This window comes from Sandaracinaceae bacterium (genome assembly GCA_016706685.1).
Taxonomy (GTDB): domain Bacteria; phylum Myxococcota_A; class Polyangia; order Polyangiales; family Houyiibacteriaceae; genus JADJJE01.
Window position 1 is genome coordinate 30,366 of sequence record JADJJE010000042.1, and the last position, 12,246, is coordinate 42,611.

Below are 12,246 nucleotides of genomic sequence, written 5' to 3' on the forward strand. Positions count from 1 at the left end.
ACGAGAACGCGCTGTTTTCAGGTCTCGTCGATGAGCGTGTCGTACAGCTCGATGGACTCCATGACGGTCACCGACGGCAAGTCCCCCTGCGGTGCGGGGCCGAGCAGCAGGGGCGCGAGGGCCGTGCGGAGCGCGGTCCACATGGTGCCGGCGTCCTGAAAGCGGTCGGCCGCGTCTTTGGCCAGGGCCTTCTCGAAGAAGGCGTCCACCGCGGGGGTCAGCCCCGCCACGATCTGGGATGGCGGCTTGGCAGGGTTCTTCAAGATCGCCAGGATGAGGTTGGGCAGGTTCTGGCCGTGGAACGGCACCTTCCCCGTGAGCAGCTCGTAGATGACCACCCCGGCCGCCCAGAGGTCCACGCGCCCGTCCACCGGACGCCCACTGGCCTGCTCGGGCGCGAGGTATTGGGGCGTGCCCAACACGTCCCCGTCGCGCGTCATGGTGTCGGCCGACTGGTCCTTGGCGATGCTGAAGTCGAGGATCTTGAGCACCTCCTCCCCGCCGGAGCGCGCCAGGAAGATGTTGTCGGGCTTGATGTCGCGATGGATGACGCGGTGCGAGTGCGCGCAGGCCAGGCCCTGCAGCAGCTGCTCGGCCAGCGTGAGGACCCGCTGGATGGAGAGCCCGCCCGGCGTGATCTGCGCGCTGAGCTCCACGCCCTCGAGGTGCTCCATGACGATGTACGGGGCGCCATCGGGGAGCCTGCCCACGTCGAACACGCGCACCACGTTGGGGTGCTCGACGCGCCCGGCCGATTGCCCCTCGCGGAGGAAGCGCTTTTCGGCCGCGCTGCCGCTCTCGAAGCGGCCATGCAGCACCTTGACCGCCACGGTGGTGCCCAGCCGAATGTGCTCCGAGCGGTAGACCGAGCCCATGGCCCCCTCGCCTATCCGTTGCCCGACCAGGTAGCGGTCATCCAGGAGCGTGCCCGTGAGTTCTTCGCGCGACGGGCGCCACTCCACGTTGTCCGGGAGGCGCGTCTGAGGGTCCACGGCCTCGCCCGAGAATGGGCACCGGGCCACTGACGCGAGGTGCGGCAGCTGACAGTGTCGACAGCGAACGAAGCGTTGCAACTGAGTCACGCTGGCGCCCATGGTGCACCGGTTTCGCCCGGCAGCGCGAGGATATCGTGGCGCCTTCCCCACGAAAACCGGATTGCCCTGCGCGGAGACCGTGGGGTAGCGTTCTCGCGCATGGGGCTGCTGCCGACGATCCCTGAGCGCTTTCTTGTGGTGCGCACCTTGGGTGAGGGCGGCATGGGCGTGGTCTACGAAGCGTTCGACAAGGAACGCGGCATGACCGTGGCGCTCAAGACCATTCGCGACGCGCAGGGCGACGCGGTGTACCGGCTGAAGCGTGAATTCAGAGCGCTCCAGGGGGTGGAGCACCCGAACTTGGTGCGCCTGTACGACCTCTTCGCGGAGGGGAACACGTGCTTCTACACCATGGAGCTGATCCCCGGCCGCGAGCTGGGCGCCGCGGGGGGCGCGCGCGCGGCGCTGGGCCCCGCGGAGGCCACGCTGCAAGATGGCGAGGACGACCGTGAGCGCTTCGAGCAGATCCGACTGGTGCTGGACGGCCTGTGCCGCGGGCTCGAGGCGCTGCACGCGGCGGGCCTGCTGCACCGCGACTTGAAGCCCTCGAACGTCATGGTGGAAGACAGCGGGCGCGTGGTGTTGCTGGACTTCGGGCTGGTGGCCGATGCGCACGCGGCGGTGCAACACACGGTGACCGGCGCGGTGGCTGGCACCGTGGCGTACATGGCCCCGGAGCAAGCGCGCGGTGAGGTCGAGCTGACGGCGGCGGTGGACCGCTACGCGCTGGGGGTCATCTTGTTCGAGCTGCTGACGGGCACGCAGCCCTTTCGCGGTGGGCCCTATGTGGTCTTGGCAGACAAGGTGAGCCAGGACGCGCCGCGCGCGAGGGACTTCGTGGCCGACGTGCCGGCCGACTTGGACGAGCTGGCGGCCCAGCTGCTCTCGCGCGACCCCGTGGCGCGGCCGTCGCTCGCGAACATCCGCGCGGTGCTCGGCCGGGTGACCACGGACCGCCGCCTTCCCAGCAGCGGCAACAGCAACCGGCCCGTGCACACGCTGGTGGGCCGCACCGAGGAGCAGCAGCGCCTGTTGGACGCTCTGCGCTCCACCGCCGCAGCGGGCGCTTGCATCGCCCTGGTGCGTGGTCGCTCGGGCATCGGGAAGTCTGCGCTGATCGCGGCGGTGGCGCGCGAGGCCGAGGGGCGCGAGCGGGCGCTGGTGCTCACGGGGCGCTGCCACGAGTTCGAGACGGTCCCGTTCAAGGGGCTCGACGGTGTGATCGACTCGCTCAGCCGGTACCTCAAGGCCGCGTCGCCCGAAGAGGTCGGCCGCCTGCTGCCACCGGATCTGGGAGACCTGGCCACCATCTTCCCGGTGCTGCGGCGCATCCCGCCCATCGCGTCAGCCTTTGCGCGGCGGTCCACGGCCGAGCGCACCGTGCAGCGCATCCGCTCGGCGGGGCTGACCTGCCTGCGCGAGCTGCTGCGGCGCATCGCCGAGAGCACACCGCTGCTGGTCGTCATCGACGACGTGCAGTGGGCCGACGAGGACACGTCACGCGCGCTGGTGGAGCTGCTGCGCGACCAGCATCCACCGGCGATGATGCTGCTGCTGGGGTCGCGCCCAGACCGAAGCACGCCTGTCATCGACGAGCTCTTTGGGGCGGGCGGCCGGCGCGCCACGATTGACGCCGAGCGCGTGACCGTGGAGCTCGAGCCGCTGAATCATGCCGCCACCACGCAGCTGCTGCGCGCGGAGCTCCGCACGGTGGGGCACGACGGCAGCGCTCACGATCAGCTGGTGAATGCACTGGCGGTCGAGGCCCAGGGCAACCCCTTCGCGGCCTGCGAGCTAGCGCGCTTCGTGCGCGACGAGGAGGGCGACTTCAGCGCATCGGTGGCGGGGCGGTCCATTGACGACATCGTGGTGGAGCGCGCCCAGGCGCTGGACCCGGCGGCGCGTGGGCTGCTGGACGTCATCGCGGTGAGCGGCGAGCCCACCGACGAGCGCGTGCTGCGGCGGGCGGCGGGGCTGTCGCCCGATGACCGCGCTTCGACCGATGCGCTGCGCGCCAAGCTGTGGATCCGCAGCCTGCGCTCCGGCAGGGCCACACACCTCGACGCCGTGCATGACCGAGTGCGGGAGTCCATCGCGGAGGCGCTGCCCAAGGCGCGCAGCGCGGCGATTCATCACGCGCTGGCGCTGGCGCTCGAGGGCACCGAGACGCCTCCCCATGATCGGCTCGCGCGCCACTTCGCGGCCGCGGGAGAGTCGGCGCTTGCTCATCATCACGCGCTGGTTGCGGCTGATGAAGCGCGCGGGGCGCTCGCGCTGCGGCGTGCGTCCGAGCTGCTGGGGCTGGCCGTGGAGCTGGGCACTGAGGAGCAGCGGGCTTCCTTGATGCCGCGCTATGCGGAGTCACTGGCCGATGCGAGCCTTTTCGAGCGGTGTGCGGAGGCGTGGGACAAAGCGAGCGAGCTGGCCACGGGGCCCGAGCACCGCGAACGGAGGCGACGGGCCGCGGAGGCATGGTTGTATGCGGGGCGTATCGACCGGGGGCTGGAGCTGCTCGAGAAGTTCGCTGGAGAGACGGGGCTGCGACCTTCCACGAACCGGTATGCCGCGTTGGCACGCTCGATATGGCAGCGCTTTCGTTTGCGGCTCCGCGGGCTGGCCTCGCGGCCCCGGCCGATCCACGAGATCCCTGCGCGCCAGCTCGAGCTCTTGCGCACGCTCCGCGCATTGACGATCGGGTACATGGCACTTGATTCGCTACGGGGCGCAGCCATTCACGCTCGATGGCTCCGGATGGCGCTCGATGCCGGGCACGCCGACGACACGCGCTTGGCGCTGGGAATGGAGGGATGCCTTGCGGCCGTGACCTCATCGAGGAGACGTCGGGACGTCGTGAAAGAGGCCCTCCTCCAAACTTCCAGCGCCTCGAGTGAAGCGACCACCCACTACTGGAACCTATGCATCGACGCCATGTGGGCGGGCATGAACGAGAGTTGCCATCAGTCTCGCACCGCTGTGCGACCACTCGCGGAGGCAGTCGAATCGGAGCCACTGTCGGCGACCGACCGCTCCTACGGACACTACTCGGTGGGGTTGTGTCAGTTGCATTCGCTGAGCCCGGTCGTCCATGAATCGATGAGGCTCTATGTGCAGCAGCGAGAGGAGGAGGCCGGCCCCTATGCGGAGATTCGGCTGCGTGTCTTCGAACTCCGGTACTACATGCTGCGAGGGGAGCCCGAGCTCGCGCTGGAACGATGCAGTCAGAAGACCTGGGAAGCTGCCTTCACACGTCCGACGTCAGCGAGCTTCGGCACCCGTCAAGGCGAGGCATGGATCGCCCTCTACTTGGCCAATGCAGAGACGGCGCTGCAAGTCGCCTACGACGCACTGGGCCTCGTACACGAGACATGGTCGTACCTGGTCCCCATGGCGCACGGTGAGGCACTGGTACGACTTTGCGCCGCAGCACTGGCCATGAAGCGGTTGGACGAAGTCGTTGTCTATTCGAAGCGCTTCAAGCGCTGCGTGGAGCCCCACCACGATAGCTACCGGCTCCATCTCGAGGCCCTCTCCGCCTTGGCTGGCAGTGGTGACCCAGACACCAAACTCCGGGCCATGACCGACTTCGGGGCCGAGCACGGCATGGAGAGCATCGAGGGCGCAGCGCTGTGGGGCCTCGGCACTCTCCACCCGGACCCCGCAGGCGCCTCACATCGCGCCCGGTTCCTCGCCTTGATCGCCGACAAGGGGCTGGTGGACCCCGACCGCTTCTTCTGGTCGCTGCTCCCCATCGGAGACCCACCACCCCGGCGCGGCTCCCCCGCGGCCATCTGGTCAGACGCGGCGCAGAGTGCCGCCGTATTGCTCTCCGCAGAGCGAGTGGGGTAGCGTCTCCACTCATGGGGCTGCCGCCAACGATCCCTGAGCGCTTTCGTGTGGTGCGCACGTTGGGAGAGGGCGGCATGGGTGTGGTCTACGAAGCGTTCGACAAGGAACGCGGCGTGACCGTGGCGCTCAAGACTCTGCGGGATGCACACGGCGACGCGGTGTACCGTTTGAAGCGCGAATTCAGGGCGCTTCAGGGGGTGGAGCACCCGAACCTGGTGCGCCTGTACGACCTCTTCGCCGAGGGCAGCAGCTGCTTCTACACCATGGAGCTGATCCCGGGGCGGGAGCTCGGGGCCGCGGGTGGCGCGCGGCCCGTGCTGGACGCGGGGGACGCGACGGTGCGCGACGACGACACCGACGCCGAGCGCTTCGAGCACATCCGGCAGGTGCTCGATGGGCTGTGCCGTGGGCTCGAGGCACTGCACGCGGCGGGCCTGCTGCATCGCGACTTGAAGCCCTCGAACGTCATGGTGGAGGACAGCGGACGCGTGGTGCTGCTGGACTTTGGTCTGGTGGCGGACGCGCACGCTGCGGCGCAGCAGACCGTGGCAGGCGCGGTGGCAGGCACCGTGGCCTACATGGCGCCCGAGCAGGCGCGCGGTGAGACCGAGCTCACGGCGGCGGTGGACCGCTACGCGCTCGGGGTCATCCTGTTCGAGCTGCTGACGGGCACGCAGCCCTTTCGCGGAGGGCCCTACGCGGTCTTGGCGGACAAGGTCAGCGAGGACGCACCGCGCGCGAAGGACTTCGTGGCAAGCGTGCCCGCCGACCTCGACGAGCTGGCCGCCAAGCTGCTGTCGCGCGACCCGGTGGCGCGGCCGTCGCTCGCGAGTATTCGCGCCGTGCTCGGACGGGTGAGCACGGACCGGCGCGTGGTCAGCAGCGCCACCAGCAACCGAGCGGCGCCCGCTCTCGTGGGCCGCGCCGGTGAGCAGCAGCGCCTGTTGGACGCGCTGCGCTCCACGGCCGCAGGGAGCGCTTGCATCGCACTCGTGCGTGGACGCTCGGGCATCGGCAAGTCTGCGCTGATCGCTGCCGTGACGCGCGAGGCCGACACGCGGGAGCGCGCGCTGGTGCTCACCGGCCGCTGCCACGAGTTCGAGACCGTGCCCTTCAAGGGGCTCGATGGCGTGATCGACTCGCTCAGCCGATACCTCAAGGCGGCGTCCGCCGAGCAGCTGGGTCAGCTGCTCCCGCCGGACCTGGGGGACCTGGCCACCATCTTCCCGGTGCTCCGGCGCATTCCGCCCATCGCGTCGGCCTACGCGCGGCGTGCGACCACCGAGCGCACCGTGCAGCGCATCCGCTCGGCGGGTTTGGCCTGCCTGCGTGAGCTGTTGCGCCGGATTGGCGAGAGCACGCCGCTGCTGGTGGTGATCGACGACGTGCAGTGGGCCGACGAAGACACATCACGCGCGCTCGTGGAGCTGCTGCGGGATCAGCATCCCCCCGCCATGATGTTGCTGCTCGGGTCGCGCCCGGATGACACCACCCCCGTGATCGAAGAGCTCTTCGGAGCCGGCAGCCGGAGGGCGACGATCGAAGCCGTGCGCGTGACCGTGGAGCTGGAGCCGCTGGATCATGCCGCCACCACAGAGCTGCTGCGCGCGGAGCTGCGCACCAGTGGGCACGACGGTAGCGCGCATGAACAGCTCGTGAACGCGCTAGCCCGCGAGGCACGGGGAAACCCCTTCGCGGCCTGCGAGTTGGCGCGCTTCGTGCGGGATGAGGCGGGCGAGTTCAGCGCGTCCGTCGCGGGGCGATCGATCGACGACATCGTGGTGGAGCGTGCGGAGGCCCTCGACCCTGCTGCGCGTGGACTGCTAGACGTGATTGCGGTGAGCGGCGAGCCCACCGACGAGCGCGTGCTGCGGCGCGCGGCGGGACTGTCCCCCGACGACCGCGCTTCGACCGATGCGCTGCGGGCCAAGCTGTGGATTCGCAGCCTGCGCTCCGGCAGCGCCACGCACCTCGACGCCGTCCACGACCGGGTGCGCGAGTCCATCGCGCAGGCGCTTCCCAAGGCGCGGAGCGTGGCCATCCACCATGCGCTAGCACTCGCCCTCGAGGGCACTGAGTCGCCAGCGCACGACCGGCTCGCGCGCCACTTTGCTGCGGCAGGAGAGGCAGCGCTGGCCCATCACCACGCGCTGGTTGCGGCCGACGAAGCACGTGCCGCGCTTGCGCTGCGGCGCGCGTCTGAACTACTGGGGCTTGCCGTTCAGTTGGGGACTGATGAGCAGCGGGCTGCCCTCATGCCGCGCTACGCGGAGTCGTTGGCCGACGCGAGCCTCTTCGAGGCCTGCGCCGAGACATGGGACAAGGCTGCCGAACTCGCCGCGGGGCCGGAGCGTCACGAACGGAGGCGACGAGCGGCGGAGGCGTGGTTGTATGCGGGACGTATCGACCATGGGCTCGAGCTGTTCGAGAAGATCGCAGGGAAGACCGGGCTGCGACCCTCCTCCAATCGGTATTTCGCGCTAGCGCAGTCCCTGTGGCAGCGTTTCCGACTGCGCCTGCGCGGGTTCTCGTTTCGGCCTCGACCCATCCACGAGATTCCCGCGCCGCAGCTCGCGTTTCTAGGCACGCTCCGTGCGATGAGCATAGCGTATCTGTCCCTCGACCCCGTGCGCGGAGCAATGATTCAGGCGCGCTGGCTTCGGGCTGCCCTCGATGCCGGGCACCAAGACGACGTTCGTGTCGGACTTGGAATGGAGGGGTGCCTTGCGTCAATAAGCCTTTCCGCGAGCGAACGCGAACGGGCCCGGGAGGCCCTGTTCGGTCGCCACAGCGTCGGGGACTGCGACGAAGTTCTGGAGCCTGGGCATGGACACCTTGTGGGCGGGGCTGAACGAGAGTTCTCGCCGTGCGAGCGCCACGGCGAGCCTCTTGGAGGAGTTCGTCGAAACAACCCCCTTGCCTGCGTTCGACCGCTCCTTCGGACACTACGCTGTGGCGTTCAGCCAACTGCGCTCGCTGCATCAGGCGATCCACGTGCCGAGGAATCTCTACGTTCAGCGGCGCGAGGAGGAAGCTGGCCCTTCTGCGGAACTTCGGCTTCGTATGTTCGAGTTTCGATATCACATGCTGCGAGGTGAGCCGAGCGGGCGCTCGAGCGGTGCGGTCAGGCAGGCCTGGGAAGCGGCCTGCAAGCGCCCGACGCCGGCGAGCGCCGGCACTCGTCACGGCGAGGCTTGGCGCCCACCTCTACTTGGCAAATCGGAGGCGGCCTCGAGATCGCGCACGAGGCCCTGCGCCTCGCTCATGCGACATGGACCCAGTTGGTCCCTGTAGGCTACGGGGAAGTCCTGGTGCGCCTGTGCAACACGGCGCTCGCAACCAAGCGACTAGACGAAGTCGTCACCCACGCGAAGCGCATGAAGCGCTGCAGCATGCCCGCCCACCTCGGGTACCGGGTCCACCTCGAAGCCCTCGCCGCCCTCGCTGGCCATGGGGACCCGGTAGTCAAGCTCCGTGCCATGGCCGAGTTCGGCGCCGAGCATGGCATGGACTGCCTCCAGGGGACCGCACTCTGGGGCCTTGGCACACTGCACCCCGGCCCGACGGGTGCTCTGTATCGCACGCGCTTCCTGGCGTTGATCGCCGACACGGGCCTCGTGGACCCCGACCGCTACTTCTGGTCCACGCTGCCCATCGGCGAGCCACCCCCTCGGCGCGGCACCACAGCCGCCATCTGGTCCGACGCGGAGCACAGCCCCGCACCTTAGGAGCGCTCCCTCGAACGGAACGCCCCTCTACTCGCGTCCCTCGGTCCCGGCAGTTCCGCGAGTCAGGTCAGTCCTAGCTGCTCGTCCGTAGCGCTTGGTCCGTACTTGTCGCGGGGCGGCCAGGGGCGCTCGCGCCAGCTGGGCTCGAACACGAACGAGGACATGCGGCGCCCCTCCGGCAGCGCGCCATTGCCCGCGTTGCGCGAGTAGTCGTAGTAGACCTTGATGATCTCCTCGTCGGTGACCTGCTGAGCCGCGGGGTGACCGAGGCAGGCCTCGCGCCAGGCACGCACGCGGGCGAAGCGAGCCTCGTCGGGCAGGTCCACGTCTTCATAGTAGGCGACGAATGCAAAGCGGCGGAAGAACGGAGCGAAGACGGCCTCGGCCCACCCGAAGCGCTCGAACAAGAAGGGCCCTTCCACGCTGCCATGCCGCACCAGGAACGCGTCCAGCTGGGCGTGGATGTCCAGGTAGGCGTCCACCAGCGCCTGCCGCTTCTCGGGGAGCTGGTTCATGACCAACGTGTAGCCCGCGCTCACGAGCCCGCGCTCCATCCCCACAAGCAGGTTCTCGATGCCCCGCTCATAGGGGTCCTCACGCCGCACCGGGACAGCGGTGAAGCGGTCCTCGAAGTACGCCATGAGCACGAGGCTCTCCTTGAGGCTGCGGCCGTCTTCGAGCTCCAGCACCGGGAGCGCCGTGGTGCCCCCGCTCAGCGCGAGCACGTGGGGGTCGCGCGGCTTGGTGATGTCCACGACGCGGAACGAGACGGCGTCACGCAGGCCCTTGAGCTCCAGGAGGATCTCGACGCGCTGGCTGAAGGGGCAGACGGGGATGTGGTAGACGCAGAGGGTCATGGTGAGGCTCCTAGGACTTGGGAGAGTTCTACTTGCTGCCCACCCGCGACCCCGCCCCCGCCTTCGGGTCCATCACGTTCGCCAGGTCCACCAGGTTCCACACGCCATCGTTCCGGTACAGCCGCTTGCCCAGCCGCGGGTAGTCCCCCACGTCGTGCGCTAGCCGCTGGCCCACCACCAAACACCGCAGCACGTCGGGCCCAGGGTTGTGGAACACATGCGCCGGCCCCCCGGCCGGGAGCCCCACGAAGTCGCCTGCCCCCAGGTCGAAGGTCTGCTCGTCCAGCGTCACGCGCGCCTGCCCCGAGAGCACGTAGACGCACTCGTCCTCTTGGTGGTGCACGTGGTACTCGGTGGAGTCTGCGCCCACCGGCACCTCGATGAGGTGGATGCCGAAGCCCTTGAGCCCCGTGGCGTCGCCGAGCGACTTGTTGGTGCGCCGGCCGTTCGGGTTCAGGAAGTGCACCTTCTCGGTGCCCTCCATGGCGTCGATGGCCTCGGCCGTGAGGATGAAGCGCGCGCTCGGGGAAGCAGGATCGTGGCTCATGGCCACGGTGATACGTGATGCCGCGTTCGGACGCCATGGTGTAGCGTGCGGGCATGTCACGCCCTGCCCTACTCGCTGCGCTCCTGTCCCTCGCCACCTTCGTCACGGGCTGTGATGACGAGGCGCTGCCGCCCCTGCCCGACTCGCCGAGCTACGTGCTGACCGAGGACGAGGGGCGCCCCGCGCAGGTGTACGTGCCGCGCGACTACGACCCGGCCACGCAGTACCCGCTCGTGGTTCTGCTGCACGGCTATGGCGCAGGCGGCGGCGCGCAGAACCTGTACTTCGGGCTCAGCAACCAGACCACGGCGCAGCAGTTCATCTTGCTGGTGCCCAACGGCACCCGCGACAGCACGGGCACCTCCTTCTGGAACTCGGACCCGCGCATCAGCGGCGAGACCGTGGACGACGTGGCCTACCTGCGTCGGTTGCTCGCCGAGGCCCAGGCCAACTTCCGCGTGGACCCGCAGCGCGTGTACCTCTTTGGCCACAGCAACGGGGGCTTCATGAGCTACCGCATGGCCTGTGAGGCGCCCGACGTGATCACCGCCATCGCCAGTCTGAACGGGATGCCGCCCGAGGACCCGAGCGAGTGCACCCCCGAGCTGCCGGTGAGCGTGCTGCAGATCCACGGCACGGCGGACGACACGGTGCTCTACGACGGCAGGGCCACGGACGATGGCCTCGGCTACCCCAGCGCCCCCGTGGCCGTCGAGCGCTTCGCCGAGGCCGCCGGCTGCAACCTGGACGCTTCCGAGGAGGGCGAGGCGCTCGACCTCGATGACGCGCTGCCCGGCAACGAGACCGTGGTGCTGGAGTACGAGCAGGGCTGTGACCGCGGGCTCGGCGCGGCGCTCTGGACCATGGAAGGCGGCGGCCACTTGCCCGTGCGCTCCGACACGTTCGTTCCCTCCGTGCTCACGTGGCTCAAGCGGCACACCCGCTGAGCCAGACGCGCACGCCCGCGCGGCTCACTCCAGCACGAACGCGCGCACGCCGCCCAGGTCCATGGCGGCGCTCATGCGGTCGCAGCCCCCGTCGGGCCGGGGCGACAAGTCCGCCACGCCGCGCAACACCGCGCGCACCAGCCCGGTGAGGCCCTCGTCCATGCCGGAGGCAATGTAGATGTCGTCCACCAGCTCATCGAGCGCGCTGATGGGCACGGCGCCTCCCACACGCCCGGTGAGCGTGTACTCGCCTTCGTCCATCCGGAACTGTGCCCGACCGTCCTGCATGGGGAAGTCGAGGTCCACGCCCAGCATCTCGATGGGCAGCGTGACCGACACGGCATCGGCGTAGAGCACTCCGTCGCGCACATAGGCCTCTCGCGTGGCCTCGAACTGGTAGCCCGGGCGCGGGTCGAAGCTCTGCCCAGGCACCAGGCGCGAGTCGGTGCCCACGTCCACCGGGCCCATGCCCAGGCGGAAGCGCAGCGTGACGTGCGAGTCGTTCTCCCAGCTGTGCAGGTCACCCACCTCGGCGATGAGCAACAGCACCCCGTCGTTGACCATGCTCTGCACGATGGTGGACACCGAGTCCGCGCCGAACACCACCAGCGCCGCGCCCAGGCTGGAGAGCTGGTTGTCCACGCCCGCCTCGCCCTCGGGGCTCTCGTAGTCGGGCTTGAAGCAGCCCTCGGCGGCACGCTCCCCCATGTGGTCGAGGTCGTCCAGGTTGAAGCCGCGCACCGTGCCGTCCTCTTCGGGCTCGGTCACGAAGTCCACGCGCGACATCACGAACGTGGCGGTCTCGCCCGGACCTTCGGACGCCACGCAGCCCGGCGCGCCCAGCAGCCCGGCCGCGCAGGCGCTCACCAACCATCGCGATGCACCCACACGCATGACGCACAGCCTACTTCAAGTTCAGGGTAAAGTGCGCAGCTGCCGAGCCCAACGCGGGCTCCCCCACCGAGAGAAGGCCCCGTGACCGACTTCCAACGCCTCGTCCTCAGCCGCCCGAACGACCACGTGCTCCTCATCGGGCTGAACCGCGCCGACAAGCGCAACGCGTTCGACCTGCAGATGCTGAACGAGCTGGGGCAGGCCATCACGCTGTATGAAGAGGACCCCGCGCTGCGCTGCGCGGTGCTCCACGCCGAGGGCGCACACTTCACGGCGGGCCTCGATCTCGGCGAGGTGGGGCCTGCCATCGAGCAAGGCCGCGCGCTGTTCCCC

General features: G+C 69.3%; 9 protein-coding genes. 5 read left to right on the forward strand and 4 right to left on the reverse strand.

Going from position 1 to position 12,246, the window contains the following annotated elements; genetic code table 11:
• Nucleotides 1-17: 17 nt before the first annotated feature.
• Nucleotides 18-1,022: a serine/threonine protein kinase gene (locus tag IPI43_29525; GenBank protein ID MBK7778203.1), complete on the reverse strand. Its 1,005-nt coding sequence runs from the start codon at nucleotides 1,020-1,022 to the stop codon at nucleotides 18-20.
• Between the two features lie 171 nt (nucleotides 1,023-1,193).
• On the opposite strand from IPI43_29525, the gene IPI43_29530 reads away from it, so the two are divergent.
• The 3 genes from IPI43_29530 to IPI43_29540 all read left to right on the forward strand — a co-directional run bounded on the left by IPI43_29530 (nucleotide 1,194) and on the right by IPI43_29540 (nucleotide 8,668).
• Nucleotides 1,194-4,940: a protein kinase gene (locus IPI43_29530; protein ID MBK7778204.1), complete on the forward strand. Its 3,747-nt coding sequence runs from the start codon at nucleotides 1,194-1,196 to the stop codon at nucleotides 4,938-4,940.
• Between the two features lie 11 nt (nucleotides 4,941-4,951).
• Entirely contained in the window at nucleotides 4,952-8,038 is a 3,087-nt protein-coding gene (locus tag IPI43_29535; GenBank protein ID MBK7778205.1) for a protein kinase, read from the forward strand.
• 381 nt (nucleotides 8,039-8,419) lie between these two features.
• Nucleotides 8,420-8,668, forward strand: a complete 249-nt coding sequence (locus IPI43_29540) for a hypothetical protein (GenBank protein MBK7778206.1) — start codon at nucleotides 8,420-8,422, stop codon at nucleotides 8,666-8,668.
• A 62-nt stretch (nucleotides 8,669-8,730) separates the two neighbouring features.
• Here IPI43_29540 and IPI43_29545 read toward each other — a convergent pair whose 3' ends face one another.
• Complete coding sequence (locus tag IPI43_29545; GenBank protein MBK7778207.1) at nucleotides 8,731-9,525, reverse strand: glutathione S-transferase; 795 nt, start codon at nucleotides 9,523-9,525, stop codon at nucleotides 8,731-8,733.
• A 28-nt stretch (nucleotides 9,526-9,553) separates the two neighbouring features.
• Nucleotides 9,554-10,072, reverse strand: coding sequence for a cupin domain-containing protein (locus tag IPI43_29550; protein ID MBK7778208.1), 519 nt, complete (start codon nucleotides 10,070-10,072; stop codon nucleotides 9,554-9,556).
• A gap of 53 nt (nucleotides 10,073-10,125) precedes the next feature.
• Here IPI43_29550 and IPI43_29555 point away from each other — a divergent pair, with 53 nt between their 5' ends.
• On the forward strand, nucleotides 10,126-11,019 hold the full coding sequence (locus IPI43_29555) for an alpha/beta fold hydrolase (GenBank protein ID MBK7778209.1): 894 nt from the start codon (nucleotides 10,126-10,128) through the stop codon (nucleotides 11,017-11,019).
• Nucleotides 11,020-11,043: 24 nt separating this feature from the next.
• On the opposite strand, the gene IPI43_29560 is transcribed toward IPI43_29555, so the two are convergent.
• Nucleotides 11,044-11,913 (reverse strand): hypothetical protein, encoded by an 870-nt coding sequence (locus IPI43_29560; protein MBK7778210.1) that lies wholly within the window; start codon nucleotides 11,911-11,913, stop codon nucleotides 11,044-11,046.
• An 81-nt stretch (nucleotides 11,914-11,994) separates the two neighbouring features.
• Between IPI43_29560 and IPI43_29565 the strand changes: the two genes are divergently transcribed.
• Nucleotides 11,995-12,246: enoyl-CoA hydratase/isomerase family protein (locus tag IPI43_29565; protein MBK7778211.1), on the forward strand; the 252-nt coding region annotated here is incomplete at its 3' end.